Source organism: Alkalimonas amylolytica, assembly GCF_900107845.1.
GTDB lineage: Bacteria > Pseudomonadota > Gammaproteobacteria > Enterobacterales > Alteromonadaceae > Alkalimonas > Alkalimonas amylolytica.
The window spans coordinates 242888-257580 of the sequence record NZ_FNRM01000003.1; the positions used below are offsets into that span (position 1 = coordinate 242888).

Here is a 14693-nt window from a genome sequence, read left to right on the forward strand (position 1 = left end):
CGGAGCCTTGATGCCAGAACCTGTAGCCGATAAAACGCAGCAACCGCTTTACATCGCCCCAGCCAACCCAGCCGGCAAAGCGCTGGCTGAGCGCCTGGCGGCTCAAGGCTATGTCATCGCCGGGCTGGCCGATAACCTGAAGCAAGGCGATGGCCTTATCAACACAGCACAGCAGGCTAAGGCTGGTGCCATCATCGTGCTGGCCCCGGGGGCTTTTACCGCTCAGGTAGCCGCAGGTTTGCTCACGCGCGGCTTTCGTAAACAGCAGCTCTGGTCTGTAGATGCAAAAAACCGGCTGCAGCGTTACCGCTTGCCGCTGCGGCATTACTGGAGTGAGCTGCGCTCTGTGCTGTTATCCGCTGTTTTTGGTGCTCTGCGTGTTGTGGTGCCCCGCTCAGGCTATCTGTATTATGCTGAAGCCTTTTTCGACAGCAACGTGCTGCTGTGTTATCGCGAACACCAGAGGCAACAACCGGAGCAGGCCTGGCTGCTAGGTCGCCGCCTTAAACAGCAGATGCCTGAACTTGCGCAAGACCGTCATTTTCTTGGCTGCATGTCGCTGTACGCGCTTTGGCGCTGCCTGCGGGCCAAAGCCCTGGTGGTGGATCACGAGTACACCGGCCAGACGTTCAGCTTGCTGCGCCGTCACATCCCGGTGTTCCAGCTCTGGCATGGCCTGCCCTACAAAGCGCTGAGCGGCAATGCGCATTACCCGCATCTGTGTGATCAGGCCTTTATTTCCAGCTCAACCTGGTTTAACCAGCATATTTTTCCGAAGATTTTTCGCGCCAAAGCTTATCTGGCGCTTGGCTATCCGCGTAACGATGCATTCCTCCAACAAAGCGAACAACGCGACTGGATTAATGCGGAGCCGCCAGCATTGCTGCGTGAGGTGCAACAGCAAACTGGTGATTTGATGATTTACGCACCCACCTACCGCGATTGGGGCGATAACGATTATCCGCTTAATCTGGCCGAACTTGAGCAGTGGTGTGCCCACCACCATGTCAGTTTTATCCTGAAGTTTCATCCTTTTATCTCCAGAAAATTTGGCGATGCCATGGGGTTGACCGAACAGGACAACTTGCAAGCCCTGCCTGAATTGCCGCATATTTACTTGTACCCCAGCGGTAAAAACATTTACCCCTGGCTGGCCGAGGCCAAAGCGCTGATCACCGACTACTCGTCCATTGCTTTTGATTTTATGCTGGCTGATCGTGCAATTTTTTATTACCAGTACGATCTTGCCCAGTACAAAAGCCTGCGTGGTGCCACCCTGATACCAGACGAGCAGTTTGTTATGGGGCAAGTTTCGGGCAACCAGACTGAGCTGCTGGCACAGCTAAGCGACTGGCTCCAACAGGGTGAGCCTGCGCATTGCCTGGCAAAACGGCACCAATTAACTGCGTTGTATTATCAAGCTCCATCGACTGCGGCCGATAAAATCATAGCTTATTTACAGCAGCAGTTTTAAGGTCTGTTTAGAGAATACGGTCAAAAACAAGCAGCGTTGAAGCAGGCTCTCACTGAAAGCCTACTTGACAACACTCGTGAACTCATTTAACGCTTTGCTTATTCAAATCCAGGAGTTTTTCATGCTAATTAGCCCTCGCTTTCAAAATGATGCGCAGTTCACCTTGTCACTCTGCCCTATCCAGCAAGCTGCGCGGCAAAGCGTCCTACAAAAGTTGGCGGCTGGTGTCTACGCCATGGAAAACACCAGTTGCTTATGTGGGCAACAGGATGACGATGTTCTGGCAGAAAAAGATCGCTACGGCCTTCCGGTCCGCACGGTGATTTGCCGCCAATGCGGTCAGCTGAGAACTTCACCACGAATGACTGCGCAAAGTTACCAGCAGTTTTATCAGCATGATTACCGCCCCCTTTATGTTGGCGCGGCTGAGGCTTCTGAGGAATTTTTTGGCAAACAATATGGCCATGGTCGCCAGATCCTGACATATTTACAGTCACAGGTACCGCAGCTTGGCAACAAGGTGCTGGAAATTGGTTGCGGTGCCGGTGGGATTTTGTACGCATTTCAACAGCAAGGTTTTGAGGTGTGCGGGATTGATCTTGGTAGCAATTATCTGGAGTATGGCCGCCAGCAAGGACTGAATTTATTGCATAAGAGCAGCCGACAATTGCTGCAAATCGGGGCTGAGCAATACGATGTTATTATCCTTAGTCATGTGCTGGAGCACTTTCTCGATATCCCGGCCGAACTTGAGGTTATTCATCAGTTATTAAAAACAGATGGCATCTTGTACATTGAAGTACCGGGCTTAGCAGGGCTAAAGCAGCGTTATCAATGCGATTTTCTGCGTTATCTGCAAAATGCCCACACCTATCATTTTACCAGAGCGACCCTGAACAGCGTGCTGGCATCCTCTGGCTACCAGTGTCTGCACAGTGACGACTTTATTCACAGCATGTTTCAAAAATGTGCTCCACATCAACTAGCCACCGATGCCAATGAGTACCGCCGTACCCTGGAGTTTTTGCAAGATCTCGAGCAAAACAGATCGCGCTATCAAGCCGAGGCAAAGTTAGTCAGCGAGCAACAGCGCCAGCAGAAATTTACCCTACTGCGCGAAAAGCTGGCGCATTACCCTGCCAAGAGTGTCTACCTTTATGGTACCGGACAACACAGCCGCTTGCTGCTGAATGCTTTGGCTCCCAGCCAGGCGATTGGCGGCCTGCTCGATGCCGATCCTGCCAAAGCCGGTAGTGAGCTTTTCGGTTATAAGGTTGCAACTTTGGAGGATGCACTGGCATCAATGCAGGCGATCGTGATTTCATCTGATGTGTATCAAGATATGCTGTACCTTCGGCTAAAAAAACAGATACCAGCACAAATCGAGCTGTTGCGGATTTACTGAGCCCGAAGCCAGAGTGATTCAGCTTGAATAAACTCATCCAGCGTATCAATATCAGCCGAGCTTGCCTCATCCATCAAAAACGGGTAGGTATTCTCGGTATACTGTGCTACCAGCTTGTTGGTCTGCATGATAAAAATCGCGCCATTAGGCATGTAGACAGCTCCATTGTGCTGCCGGGCATAAACGCCCTGCTGATTTAATCCATTGTCCAAAAACTGCAAACGTCCCTCTTCGGAGGTGCGTAGCAGCCAACGGTATTTAGCGTCGACCGGATAGACCGACGCCATCGACTTGTTTGGATCCTCTAAGGCCGCAAACTGCTGTACGGCATCTTTAATGTGTGAAGCGGTGCGAAGCGGCGAAGTAGGCTGCAAACACAGCACCCAGTCGAAATGGCGACCAAGCAGCGCCAACTGTTGCACAGTATACTGCAGGGCGGCCATTAAACCGGCATCGCTGCCGGACAAATCCTTGGGGCGCAGAAAGGGCACTTCGGCACCGTACTGACAGGCGATAGCGGCATAGTCAGGGCTATCGGTAGACACCACCACACTATCGACCACTCCGGAGGTCAGCGCTGCTTCAATACTCCAGGCCATCAGTGGCTTGCCATGAAAAGGTCGGATATTTTTGTCTGGCAATTGCAAAGAGCCAGAGCGGGCCGGCACGATAGCCAATACACGGGCTTCTGTCCGGATTTTAGTGCTCATGCCGTAGCTCCAGCAAGCGGTTTACTGCCTGCATGCTTTGTGCCAGACTGACATCGCCATCGTACACTTCCAGCGTGATGGTTTTACCGGAAAAGTCGTGTTGCGATAACAACTCAAGCAGGTTATGACCAGCCAGCAGTCCTTGGTTACGATCGGCGCTGCCATCATTGTCACTCAAATGCAGGTAATCGGTTGTCGCCATCAGCTTATGCAATTGACTGACAAAGTCCAGCTGTAAACTCTGGCAACTTACTTTCAGATGAGCCACATCCAGCAACAAAGGGGCTCCGGTTACAGCGATTAATTGTTCTATGGACTGCCGATCTGTCGCTAAAAATGGATTTTCCCCGCCAAAAGCCGACAGGTTCGCCGCCGACAAAACATTGTTTTCAACATAGAGTTTCACCCCAGCCTGAGCGGCAATGGGCTGCAACTCTGCCCAGGCCTCAGCAAAACGCTGCAAGGCAGCCTGCTCTGGCTGCAGCTGCTGCGATGCAATCACCTGCCCTAGCTGCTCTACCGCCGGTTGCAACCGAAAGCCAGCATGAATGGCAAAGCGATCGGCTTCCAGTTGCACCGACAAGGCTATGGCTTGTTTGACATGAGCAATGGCGGTATCGCGGATCCCATCATCACTGGCCGAGAGGTTCAGTACAAAATGCTGCTGTGGTGGCGGAAAGTAATTGTGACACCGATACTGCAGATGATACTGCTGCTTAAGACGCAACAAGTCATCGACAAAACCGGGGTAGTAATGGGTACCGCCGGACAGCTCGATGGCTTTGTACCCCCGCTCCGCCAGATGCTGCACACTTTGGGCGATGGAGCGGTAATTGACACACGAACTGGACACATAAATGGCAGCATCCATTAGCAAAGCCTCCTGATTGGTGTTCCGACATAAGTACCGGGTTCAGTGATGTCGACATTGACAAAAGCATTGGCGCCAACCACCACCCCATCACAGAGGCTGACCCCATCTTTAATCACAGCACCGGCACCAATAAAGCAATAAGCACCCACCTGAGCCCTGCCAAGCAACACAGCACCCACCGACAGGTGGGAATGGTCACCAAGGCACGACTCATGCTCCATCACAGCCCTGGTATTCACCAGGCAATTCAGCCCTAGTCGCGCCATTGGCCCGATGTAAGCTAAAGCCAGAACCTGGCTTGCTTTGCCAAGGGTAGCGGTTGCATCCAGCAAAGCGCTCGGATGAATTAAAGCATCAGCCAACACCCACTGTTGATGCTGCTTAAAGAGCACTGCACGCCGTTGGTTATCCCCCACAGCCAGCACGCAAGGGGCGGTCAGGGCCAATTCTGCCAGCACTGGCACCCCCATGATGGTTTCTCCAGGCTGGGCAGCCGGGTCCAGCACAGCATGCACCGGGCGCTGCAAACTGTTAAGTAACGCAAGCACAGAGCGGGCATGGCCGCCAGCGCCCAACACGATCAGCGCTTCAGCCATCAATGATATCCCCGGCGTCATAATTTCTTGTGGCACAAAGCCGGTACAACTGCTCTGCATAAACCGGTGAAACCCCTATCCCACCGGTTCTTCTGGCTACCAGATTTTGCGCAGTAAAAGGCTCACCGGCCTCTATCCGGCATGCCGCCACCATGGATTTTTGCAACGAAGCGCGATTGGCACGCTCACACCACTCAACGGATTTTACCGCAGAGCCCAGCATGGCATCGACCCGGCGAATTTCAGCAACAAATTGCCGCAGTTCCTCAGGCGACAGCGAAGCCTGATGATCCGGCCCTGGCAAGGATTTATCGAGGGTGAAATGCTTCTCCACCAAGACAGCCCCTGCAGCCACCGCATAAGGAGATGCTCCAAGACCAACCGTATGATCTGAGTAACCAACCAACAGCTGAAATTGCTGCTGAAAACTCTGCATCACCCGCAAGTTCAAAGCCGAGTCTGGTGCCGGATAACTGGAAGTGCATTGCAACAAGATTAGATCTTTGCAGTGTGGATACAGAGTGTCGACCGCGCGCTGCACCTCGGAATACTCACTCATGCCAGTCGATACAATCAACGGGATCTTCAGGCTGGCGGCTTTGACGAGAAATGGCAGATTGGTCAAATCGGTCGAAGAAATCTTAAGTGCACTCAGCTTGGCTTCCTTGAGCTGCTCCAGACTGGGTTCATCAAAGGGGGTGACCAAAAACTCAATGCCGTGCTGAGCACAGTAGTGTTGAAGTTGCCTGCATTGTGCCGGGCTAATTTCCAGTTGTTTGAGCATCTGAAACTGCGATTGCGCATCGCCTTCCCCCTGCAGTTGATAGCTTGCTTTTACAACGTCGGAGCGGATTAGGGCTTCAGTGCTGAATAACTGAAATTTCACTGCATCCGCACCGGCAGCTACCGCTACATCAATCAACTGATGTGCCATAGCCATATCGCCATTATGATTGACGCCCGCTTCGGCGATGATGTAGCTGGGCTGCTCAGGCCCAATCAGACGCCGGCCTAACTGAATCTGCTGGGAAAACTGGTAAGAACGCATCATACAGGCTCCTGTAGTCTGGCGTTTGCAAACTGGCGGATCCTTAGGCAAATGCGCTCAACCTGGCTTTGTGTCAGTCCAACGAAGGTTGGTAACGAGATACCCTCAGCCGCTAACTGCTCCATCGATCGCAATGCCTCACTCTGATCCAGGTAAGGTGGCTGCAGATGCAGCGGGTAAAAAAATCCACGGGTTTCAATCTGATGCTGCTGCAAGTCATACATCAGCTCTGCAGCATGAAAACCTGCTTTGGCTGGGTCGACGCGCAACGACATCAGCCAATTGACGGTTTTCACCCCCTGACGCTGTAATTTAAACTCCAGGCCTGGTACCCCGGCTAAGTACTGCTGATACCATTGCTCCTGCTGCTGACGTTGCTGATAAAAGGCATCCAAATGCTGCAGCTGTGATACCCCAAGGGCGGCCTGAATATTGGTCATCCGATAATTCAAACCTGCCAGTTCATGCCAATAGCGGCGCTCAGGGAGCATGCCATGATCACGCAGGCACCTTACCCTCTGTGCCAACTGGTCACAATGGGTGGTGACCATGCCGCCCTCTCCAGTTGTGATAAGCTTGTTGGCAAAAAAACTAAAGCACCCCAAATCCCCAATACTGCCGGTTGCTTGCTGGCCGATACTGGCACCCAGCGACTCGGCGCAATCCTCAATCAGAAACAGTTGATGCTGTTTGGCGATGACTTGCAGCTCGGCCATCCGGGCTGGCATACCATACAAATGCACCGGGATAATGGCCTTGGTAGCATGGCTTAGGCAACGTGCAATATCTGTTGGGTCCAAAGTCCAGTCCTGCCAGTTAACGCTGCAAAGTACTGGCTTGGCCCCGCAATGCAACACCGCGTTGGCAGTTGCGGCAAAAGTTAAATCCGGTACGATCACCTCATCACCTGGGCCTATCCCCAGTGCCAACAAGGCCAAATGCAAGGCGGCCGTCCCACTGCTGACACTGATGGCATACGGCACACCAAGGTAGGCAGCAAACTCGTGTTCCAAACGCTCAACATAAGCGCCCTTGGAAGAGATCCAGCCGGTTTCCAGGCAATCCAACACCAGTGTCTTAGCCTCGGCCGTTAGGTAGGGCTTGGAGACAGGAATAAAATCGTCGCTGTTATTCATTGCTGTACTTCTTTAAAATAGCTTCGTCTCGGGCCAGCGACAAATCGTGTCCGACCATTTCTTCCACCATCTGTTCCAGACTGATTTTAGGTTTCCAGCCAAGGATCCGCTCTGCTTTGCTGGCGTCGCCCCAAAGTACATCGACTTCATTTGGCCGGAAATAGAAAGGATCAACCCGCACCAGAACTTCCCCGCTTTGATAAGGGCAAGTCTGCCCGGGCACCTGGCTGGCAAAGCGCGCTTGATCCACACTGGCAATCCGCCCGACTTCATCTACCCCGTCGCCTTGCCACTCAAGCTCAATACCCACCAACGTAAAACAAGCTTCTACAAACTGTCTGACCGATGTTTTACGACCAGAAGCGATGACAAAGTCATCCGGCTGCTCCTGTTGTAAAATCAACCACTGGGCTTCCACATAATCCCTGGCATGCCCCCAGTCACGTTCAGCATTTAAGTTACCAAGGTACAAACAATCCTGCAGCTGGTACATCATTCGGCCAATTGCCGCCGTGATTTTTCGGGTTACGAAGGAGCGACCACGCCACTTGGACTCGTGATTAAACAAAATGCCATTACAGGCAAAGATGCCATAAGCCTCGCGGTAATTTATGGTCGCCCAATAGGCAAAGAGCTTGGCAGTGGCGTAGGGAGAACGTGGATAAAATGGGGTGGTTTCACTTTGACGCGGCTGCTGGATTTTGCCATACAACTCGGACGTTGAAGCCTGATAAAAACGAACCTTGTCTTCCATTTTCAGGGTGCGGATAGCATCCAGTAACCGCAAGGTGCCATTAGCATTCACATCAGCAGTGTACTCCGGTGATGAGAAAGAGACATGCACATGGCTTTGCGCTGCCAGATTGTACACCTCATCCGGCTGGGTTTCATTCAATAAACGCACCAACGAGAGCGAGTCCGTCATATCGCCGTAGTGCAAATAAAAGTCGTTGTTAACTTCTTGCGGCAGCTCCACCAAGTCGTGGAGCCGGTCCAGGTTTGGCAAGGAAGCGCGCCTTCGAATACCATGAACCTGATAGCCTTTATCCAATAAAAAGCGCGACAAATAAGCACCATCTTGCCCTGTAACCCCGGTCAACAACGCTACTTTTTTCTTCATCCTGTTTTCCTTTTGCTTTCACTCAGCATACGGATTTCAATGCCAAATTCGGCAAGACGCTGATAAATCGCCGTAATATGATCGTACAAGCTAAAATAATCGCTGCCCCAAGGTGTTGTCTGAAAAGAGCCAAGCAAGGCGTCGGGCAGCTGGTAGCAGCAGGCCCGGACTTGCTTATCAAACAGCATTTTCAGATTGAACAAACAAGTCGAGTGCAGACCTGTCACCAATCCGGGTTTACGGCCCTGCTCTGCCAGCAACAGTTCGTAGGGTGTATCGTTGTGCTCTATCTGAAACCCCAACTGCTCAAGCCAGGGCGTTTTCTCGGCCATGTCTTCTGAACGGTGAGCAAAGTAGATAGCTTGCCCTTCCCCGCTACCAAGCACAGCTGCATCCTCGACAATCGCCCGATAATCGGCTGTTGGAACAAAGCCTTTTTCGCAGACCGGAGAACCAATAAAATGCCACTCCCGATGGCTAGAGGAAACCGGCTGCCAGTTTTGGCGTAATAACGATAAATCATTTCTCAGACAATGGTTGTTGTCTTCAAAAGAAAAAATCGAAAACAACCGAGCGGCTTTCGGTTCAATGCGAAGTCCCAGCTCTTGTTTAATGGCAAGTGCCTGTGCCCGTCGTGAAGGATCGCCCCGGTACATGCTTACTGGCAGTCGATACCCGGCAGGCTTTAGCACATGGCGCTGAATAGGATTGGTGGCCGCACCATCATCCACCACAATCAGCTGCTTAGCCGTTACACTGCAGGCAATATCCTGCATCCATTGCTGGCGAAGATCCCCAATCACAATGGTATCAAAGCACTCATCTGCATAATCTGTGGCCAGGCCGGCATAACTAGCAATGCGCTCCTGCAGCGTCCCTTGTCGCAGTAACTCGAGCACACGAATGCGCCCGGGTGGATACAACCGATACAACGTCTGCAACTGCCGGGTTGAATTACCACAAAACCCTGAGGCATCCAACACCAGAGTTTCAGCTCCAGGGTGGTATTGATGTAAGTATTCCAGCGCACACCAGTACTGAAATGGTGACACCACTAGAATTATAGCTTTATGCTTACAAGTGGAGTCTGTCATATTAATGAATTGCATCGGCTTTACTCATTTATAGCGGTAGCATTCACCACCTTTTACCAGTCTTTGAAATTAACAAGCCCGATTAATTCTTTGGAAATACCAAACGAGAAATCCGTTTCATCGGAAAACCCTCGCTCGCATAGCTGAGTAGAAATCTCATAATAATATGATGACGCAATCACAACATAGTGCAAACGAGCGTCTAGCTGCTCTGGGCTATAAACAGCAAGCCCTGCTATCTCTTTACCCCAATGAGCGCTATTACTATCAACAGACGCCTCAACCTTCAAGCCTGGTAATGCTTGCATTGTTTGCCTGGCTGCGCTGCCTGTGCCCCACAATACAATAGCCCTTTCTGCCGCCCGGCTTTCAATCTGCTGTAAGATGGTCTGCCCGAGTGATTGTAAATAGGCTACTCTGGAGTCATGGCGGCGCCAGATAAAAAAGCGATTATCCCGGGCATTGCCATCATACAGATAGTATTTCAGTTGGTTTTTCCAGGCGATGTAATGAAAGCTGAGTTGATCACGACGGCTATGGAGTGCAATCTCAGCCCACCAATCGTACATAGCCCTCATTAACTCAGGCTCCATGTGCTTGCGAACCAGAACGCATGTCATCACTCCATGCTGGTCCAGTTCAGCATTCATTTCAGGGAAGCCCAACAGGCGATACTTTGTCATTTGCTCCCGAATGACATCAGCAGCATCGTAATTGCCTTTGATGAGCGCTTCTGCTTGCTGATAGGTACACAATACCCGCTCCGGCATCTGCCAGGTGGCTAAGTGACAGGTCTCTAACCCAATATTAATAAGCTCCTTGACGCTACCACGTAACGTCAAATTTGCATCCATCCAAATGCTGTATTCGTAGTCTGGGAAGTGTTCGTGCGGCAGCACTTTCACCCGGCGAGCAAGCCGGACAGGATCCTGTTGCGCAAACTTATACTCTTTCGGGGTAAAGGGCCGGAGTTGCCATAGATCAGATGTTAAATCGGGATTATCGGTGAAACAAACATAGTCCACACCGTCTTCAATCAACTCTGGAGCTAAGAGTTTATCGTAGTCTCCTGCTATGGCCGTATAGACAACTATCTTATTCTTCTTCATACACTCAACTCATTCTTTAGTTGCATGAATACTGAAATCGCTTGCTTTAATGACGACGAGGAAACCTCTTTAGTGCGCTCAAGATAAACCACCTCACAAAGTGCTCCCAGGTCATCAAACTTTCCTTGCCAATCATCTCCCATCACAAAAACATTCGCTTGATAAGTCTGAATGTCGTCTGCCTTTTGCTTCCAATCGCACTCAGGGATCACCAAGTCAACAAAGCGACAGCTACGCACAATCTCTGAGCGGTGAGTAAAGGGTACCAAGGTACTCTTACCTTTTCGTGCATTAAACTCATCGGTTGAAACACCTACAATCAGCCTGTCACCAAGCGCTTTGGCGCGTCGCAATAAATTTACATGCCCGATATGGAACAGATCAAAGGTTCCGTAAGTTAGCACGGTTTTCATCCGACGGGTCCTCTGTCAAAGTATTGCCGGTTTATGTAATGCATATCGGCCACAACTTAAGCTTGCTTTAGCCTTAGAGAAAGCTTTCCCCAAAATAGCCGTTTTGTTCACGGCTCTTTTAAACGATCCATTAAGTAAGCAACCGAAACGCCATCGCATGCCAGCGGATCATTTAGCATGTCCGCTTTGACACTTTTTAAATAATCAATCCAGATATGCTGAACATCATGAAAAGCATCCAACAAATCCTTGTGCTCTTCATCAATGCTAACAGACAATTTAGTAAGGACAGCTGAAATGTAATTTGTACTGCCCAGCATCATCAGGTACAGCAGGTTGTATTGATCACCACCAAACTTACGCAGTAACAACCATTGCTTATCGATGAAGGCTAAAGCCTGCTCGGCCGTAGCGACAGGCTCCTCAAGTAAGCAAACCCATTCATCTATACCCCGTTCAAGTGCGGTAAAATTGAACCGTTGCCACACCGGCTGTGCTAAATCAGCAAAGGATGAATAACTGCTCTGCTCTAAAAAATCGGCCATCACCTTTCGTTTATCAAGCTTCATATGGCTCAAAAGGATATTTGCGGGCTGAAGAGGCCTTGCCCCCTCAATTCTGGCACCATCACTGCAGTTGTATACTTCGAGATCCTTGCTATGGGCTTTTATAGCTTGCTCAATAAGTTTCCGCGAAACATCAAACTCAGTTTTCGTAAAAACCTGTGAGCGAAAATTGCCAGCGGTAACCAGACCACCACCGTGAGCTTTCTGGTAAGCGTAAATTTGCTCGCCATTTTTCTTATAGTAAGCAGATGATTTAGAGTGATGATAGTTTATATCCGCATAGCCTAAATCAACACCAAACAGATACAGCAACCTAACTCCAAGCTTCAACATGGCATTTACCACCAAGTTAGTCACCGTTGGATAGGCATAGCTAAGTGATGCTACCTGCACATTCTCTTTGGCCAACTCGCGCTCAAATACGATGGTGGATGTTTCACCTTCTTTAAAGCAGAGATACGTCTCTGCAAATAAAGCTGCCGTATCCGGATGAATACCATTGACACTGAGAAGACGGATATCTTGCAAATAGCTTGGATCATCCACTTGGTTGATCCAATCGAAGGTCGCTCTATTTTGCTCAATTTCAGCATGAAAATCAGGCTTGATACCATGGCTGTGTAAAGCTTTTAACGCCGTACCACAACTGATGATGATCACCTGGTCTTGATATTCTTTTAAATAATCAAAACATTGATCCAAGCTTGGTCCATTACCAACCACAAAGACAGGCAATTTGAGAAAGTCATGCTGCTGCAGGCCTTTCCGCTCTTTTTTAAAAAAATGATGCCCATTACTTAGGCTATAATAGGTATGAGCCAGGCCATAGCGTGCGTGATCGAAATACTCTCCTATCGCCAATACCACCTTCAATTCAGCTCTCAAATCATAAATCGCTTTTTGCATAGTCTCGTTGTAATACGAGCTCAACATGTAGGTATTGGCGATGGAATAAGCTCCAACCTGATAAAACTGCATCATCAAATCATAAAAATAGCGACTACCATCACCGCCGAGGTTCAGATAAATACGTCGTTTATCCTCATCAGCCTGCTCAAAGATTGACGCCCAATCGGTCACGTGCAAACTGGCTGCAAAAAAATCCAGATTAGGCTCACAAATATAAAGGCTTTTGATACGATGCATGGAAGACAGGTGCTCAAGGTGTTTACCAAGGGCTACCCCAAAGACGATTAAAGAATCAACTTGTTGAGGCAAACGACTATTTTGCTGCAATGTCTTGGTTAATATCGGTTGTATTTTCTTCATGTACGAAAAATGAAGATAGTGCTCAAGTTTTCGGGTAATACGCTGACCCAAGATCACATCATCTTTGTAGGGGTGATGGACAAAATAATCAACAAGGGCTTCAGATTCCTGTTCAATATTCTGGTAAAACAGTGCCTTGCGCTGCTTATGATAGAGGTTTGGTTGCCCTTGCTCTTGCACCAGTTGCCAGTGCTCTGCCTGATGTTTTTGAATGGCCAGGTGCACCTTAGGGTAGAACTTTTTTAGAGCAGCCATATTCCGCTGATAGCGCTTTTCATCAGTAAATGACTGGGGCTGACTTGTACCTAACACGCCGGGGTTGCGTTCACTGATAAAATCGTATAAATGTTCGTACCGACCAATATGCGCACTCTCTGCCAACAATTTACCGGGCTCGCCCTGATGTGTCATGGCGTAATCAATAACTTTATCCATCACTGGATGAAAGTAATGACGGTACAGGTACACTCTGTCTTGCTCCGTTTCCTGACAAAGTTCTGCTAAATCAGTGGTAAGCGAGCTACCATCATTTCCTAGCTGAAGAAAAATTTGGGTATTTAATGCAGCAGCCGTTTCGAATAAAGCCAGCCAGTCATTCGCTTGCAGTGAACAAAACAGCATATCCACTGAAGGCTCATAAACAATAAGGTAACGTACCCGAACCTGCTGCAACAGCTCATTGAGTTGGTATCCAAACCCCATACCAAACACAACCAGGGTATTAATTTGTGCTGGCAACGGTTCTGCTGGCCAGTCCGCTGTCCCAACATCAGAATGGTATAAATCGACATAAGGAGCATGAGCTACAAAGTCAGCGACCTCTTCTGCTACCTCTTGGATTGGATCAGAGCCATAAACAACACGTCCTGTAGCAAAGTCGACAATATTGAGCATGGCATCTTTAGTGCTGAATACCGAGTATTGTTGCATGGTGTGTTGCTGCACGATATCGACGACTGACGGGATAAATTGTTGGAAAGCTGCCATATTTGCAGTAAAGATTGAGTTAATCTTTGCAGCGGCTTGCTGCTCTACCTGAGCTTGGCGCTCAGCATCCTCGTGCAACTGGTAATTAATGTATTTGAGCATAGATGTTCCGGCATTTCAGAACGGACAGCCGGTGTGGATCTGTCAGTTCAGGTATTCTGATCGTAGCCTGACTTCGCTTTTTTTCGGCGTTCGAGTTGCAACAACTCAGCTGCTGCCGCCACTTTTTCAGCTTCAAACAGAACCATTTGTTGTTGTAACCAGTCTAGCTGCTCGCGAAGGAAAAGACCATAAGACTCAGAGTCTTCAGCAAATTTCACGCCAGAATGAAGCAACTCCTGATACTGCTGAAATTGCAGCTGAGTTTTGGAGAGATCGGTTGTATCTTGCATCAATTGGCTCAGCTGTTGCTGAGCCGTGGCCACCTGATTTTTCCAGTCAATAAAAGATGGCATTAAAAACCTGAAGCGCTATGGCTTTGACGGGCAACTTGCATTTGGTAACCTTTCTCCCGCTCACTGACAGGAATTTGATCCCAAGCACCTTTAATGGATAGCATTAATTCCATCACTTCATCTACTTTGCTTGGGCTGTTGCTGCGGCTGGCCAGCATCAAATGATTCACCATAAAATCGTACAAAGCCCAGAGGTTATCAGAAATCTCACCACCGGCTTCCATATCCAATGACCCTTGCAAAGCGGAAATAATTGTCATGGCTTTGGAAACCGCGGCTGATTTACCGGCATAATCTTTCCGCTCCATACTGCCTTTTGCTTTGGCCATATTCTCCAGAGCACCTTGCATCAATAACTGAATCACACGATGTGGATCAGCCACGGCCAAATCATCTTTTACGCCAACGGATTTGTACGCTTTAATGCCATAACTCAT

At 49.4% G+C, this 14693-nt stretch carries 14 protein-coding genes; 2 read left to right on the forward strand and 12 right to left on the reverse strand.

Features of this window, described 5'->3' with window-relative positions:
- Positions 1 to 10: 10 nt before the first annotated feature.
- The gene (locus BLW37_RS07365; RefSeq protein ID WP_091341473.1) at positions 11 to 1474 is read left to right on the forward strand and encodes a CDP-glycerol glycerophosphotransferase family protein; all 1464 of its coding nucleotides are present in this window, start codon (positions 11 to 13) and stop codon (positions 1472 to 1474) included.
- Between the two features lie 121 nt (positions 1475 to 1595).
- Complete coding sequence (locus BLW37_RS07370; RefSeq protein WP_091341475.1) at positions 1596 to 2879, forward strand: class I SAM-dependent methyltransferase; 1284 nt, start codon at positions 1596 to 1598, stop codon at positions 2877 to 2879.
- Here BLW37_RS07370 and BLW37_RS07375 read toward each other — a convergent pair.
- The 12 genes from BLW37_RS07375 to fliS all read right to left on the reverse strand — a co-directional run bounded on the left by BLW37_RS07375 (position 2873) and on the right by fliS (position 14693).
- A complete protein-coding gene (locus BLW37_RS07375; RefSeq protein WP_091341476.1) occupies positions 2873 to 3589 on the reverse strand; it encodes an acylneuraminate cytidylyltransferase family protein in 717 nt (238 codons plus the stop codon). The two genes, BLW37_RS07370 and BLW37_RS07375, sit on opposite strands and share 7 nt — an antisense overlap.
- Positions 3579 to 4460 (reverse strand): sugar phosphate isomerase/epimerase family protein, encoded by an 882-nt coding sequence (locus BLW37_RS07380; protein ID WP_091341478.1) that lies wholly within the window; start codon positions 4458 to 4460, stop codon positions 3579 to 3581. The genes BLW37_RS07375 and BLW37_RS07380 overlap by 11 nt, the downstream gene beginning before the upstream one ends.
- Positions 4460 to 5059, reverse strand: a complete 600-nt coding sequence (locus BLW37_RS07385) for a NeuD/PglB/VioB family sugar acetyltransferase (RefSeq protein ID WP_171907574.1) — start codon at positions 5057 to 5059, stop codon at positions 4460 to 4462. The genes BLW37_RS07380 and BLW37_RS07385 overlap by 1 nt, the downstream gene beginning before the upstream one ends.
- Positions 5052 to 6110 carry an N-acetylneuraminate synthase family protein gene (locus tag BLW37_RS07390; protein ID WP_245785649.1) on the reverse strand — a complete coding sequence of 353 codons (1059 nt, stop codon included), beginning with the start codon at positions 6108 to 6110 and terminating at the stop codon, positions 5052 to 5054. The genes BLW37_RS07385 and BLW37_RS07390 overlap by 8 nt, the downstream gene beginning before the upstream one ends.
- On the reverse strand, positions 6107 to 7243 hold the full coding sequence (locus BLW37_RS07395; protein ID WP_091341481.1) for a DegT/DnrJ/EryC1/StrS family aminotransferase: 1137 nt from the start codon (positions 7241 to 7243) through the stop codon (positions 6107 to 6109). The genes BLW37_RS07390 and BLW37_RS07395 overlap by 4 nt, the downstream gene beginning before the upstream one ends.
- Positions 7236 to 8363 carry a GDP-mannose 4,6-dehydratase gene (gene gmd / locus BLW37_RS07400; protein ID WP_091341482.1) on the reverse strand — a complete coding sequence of 376 codons (1128 nt, stop codon included), beginning with the start codon at positions 8361 to 8363 and terminating at the stop codon, positions 7236 to 7238. The genes BLW37_RS07395 and gmd overlap by 8 nt, the downstream gene beginning before the upstream one ends.
- The gene (locus BLW37_RS07405) at positions 8360 to 9472 is read right to left on the reverse strand and encodes a hypothetical protein (RefSeq protein WP_139243675.1); all 1113 of its coding nucleotides are present in this window, start codon (positions 9470 to 9472) and stop codon (positions 8360 to 8362) included. Before BLW37_RS07405 ends, gmd begins: the two co-directional genes overlap by 4 nt.
- Before the next feature lie 38 nt (positions 9473 to 9510).
- Positions 9511 to 10566 carry a glycosyltransferase domain-containing protein gene (locus BLW37_RS07410; RefSeq protein ID WP_091341486.1) on the reverse strand — a complete coding sequence of 352 codons (1056 nt, stop codon included), beginning with the start codon at positions 10564 to 10566 and terminating at the stop codon, positions 9511 to 9513.
- Positions 10563 to 10979, reverse strand: coding sequence for an adenylyltransferase/cytidyltransferase family protein (locus BLW37_RS07415; RefSeq protein WP_091341488.1), 417 nt, complete (start codon positions 10977 to 10979; stop codon positions 10563 to 10565). The genes BLW37_RS07410 and BLW37_RS07415 overlap by 4 nt, the downstream gene beginning before the upstream one ends.
- 107 nt (positions 10980 to 11086) lie before the next feature.
- Complete coding sequence (locus BLW37_RS07420) at positions 11087 to 13744, reverse strand: motility associated factor glycosyltransferase family protein (RefSeq protein ID WP_483860491.1); 2658 nt, start codon at positions 13742 to 13744, stop codon at positions 11087 to 11089.
- A 206-nt stretch (positions 13745 to 13950) separates the two neighbouring features.
- Positions 13951 to 14256 carry a hypothetical protein gene (locus BLW37_RS07425; RefSeq protein ID WP_091341491.1) on the reverse strand — a complete coding sequence of 102 codons (306 nt, stop codon included), beginning with the start codon at positions 14254 to 14256 and terminating at the stop codon, positions 13951 to 13953.
- The gene (gene fliS / locus BLW37_RS07430) at positions 14256 to 14693 is read right to left on the reverse strand and encodes a flagellar export chaperone FliS (protein ID WP_091341493.1); all 438 of its coding nucleotides are present in this window, start codon (positions 14691 to 14693) and stop codon (positions 14256 to 14258) included. The genes BLW37_RS07425 and fliS overlap by 1 nt, the downstream gene beginning before the upstream one ends.

What these genes read in the sequence shown, in the direction of transcription:
- BLW37_RS07365 (WP_091341473.1), top strand. Translation starts at nt 11, where the DNA reads ATGCCAGAACCTGTAGCCGATAAAACGCAGCAACCGCTTTACATCGCC.
- BLW37_RS07370 (WP_091341475.1), top strand. Translation starts at nt 1,596, where the DNA reads ATGCTAATTAGCCCTCGCTTTCAAAATGATGCGCAGTTCACCTTGTCA.
- BLW37_RS07375 (WP_091341476.1), bottom strand. Translation starts at nt 3,589, where the DNA reads ATGAGCACTAAAATCCGGACAGAAGCCCGTGTATTGGCTATCGTGCCG.
- BLW37_RS07380 (WP_091341478.1), bottom strand. Translation starts at nt 4,460, where the DNA reads ATGGATGCTGCCATTTATGTGTCCAGTTCGTGTGTCAATTACCGCTCC.
- BLW37_RS07385 (WP_171907574.1), bottom strand. Translation starts at nt 5,059, where the DNA reads ATGGCTGAAGCGCTGATCGTGTTGGGCGCTGGCGGCCATGCCCGCTCT.
- BLW37_RS07390 (WP_245785649.1), bottom strand. Translation starts at nt 6,110, where the DNA reads ATGATGCGTTCTTACCAGTTTTCCCAGCAGATTCAGTTAGGCCGGCGT.
- BLW37_RS07395 (WP_091341481.1), bottom strand. Translation starts at nt 7,243, where the DNA reads ATGAATAACAGCGACGATTTTATTCCTGTCTCCAAGCCCTACCTAACG.
- gmd (WP_091341482.1), bottom strand. Translation starts at nt 8,363, where the DNA reads ATGAAGAAAAAAGTAGCGTTGTTGACCGGGGTTACAGGGCAAGATGGT.
- BLW37_RS07405 (WP_139243675.1), bottom strand. Translation starts at nt 9,472, where the DNA reads ATGCAATTCATTAATATGACAGACTCCACTTGTAAGCATAAAGCTATA.
- BLW37_RS07410 (WP_091341486.1), bottom strand. Translation starts at nt 10,566, where the DNA reads ATGAAGAAGAATAAGATAGTTGTCTATACGGCCATAGCAGGAGACTAC.
- BLW37_RS07415 (WP_091341488.1), bottom strand. Translation starts at nt 10,979, where the DNA reads ATGAAAACCGTGCTAACTTACGGAACCTTTGATCTGTTCCATATCGGG.
- BLW37_RS07420 (WP_483860491.1), bottom strand. Translation starts at nt 13,744, where the DNA reads ATGCAACAATACTCGGTATTCAGCACTAAAGATGCCATGCTCAATATT.
- BLW37_RS07425 (WP_091341491.1), bottom strand. Translation starts at nt 14,256, where the DNA reads ATGCCATCTTTTATTGACTGGAAAAATCAGGTGGCCACGGCTCAGCAA.
- fliS (WP_091341493.1), bottom strand. Translation starts at nt 14,693, where the DNA reads ATGAGTTATGGCATTAAAGCGTACAAATCCGTTGGCGTAAAAGATGAT.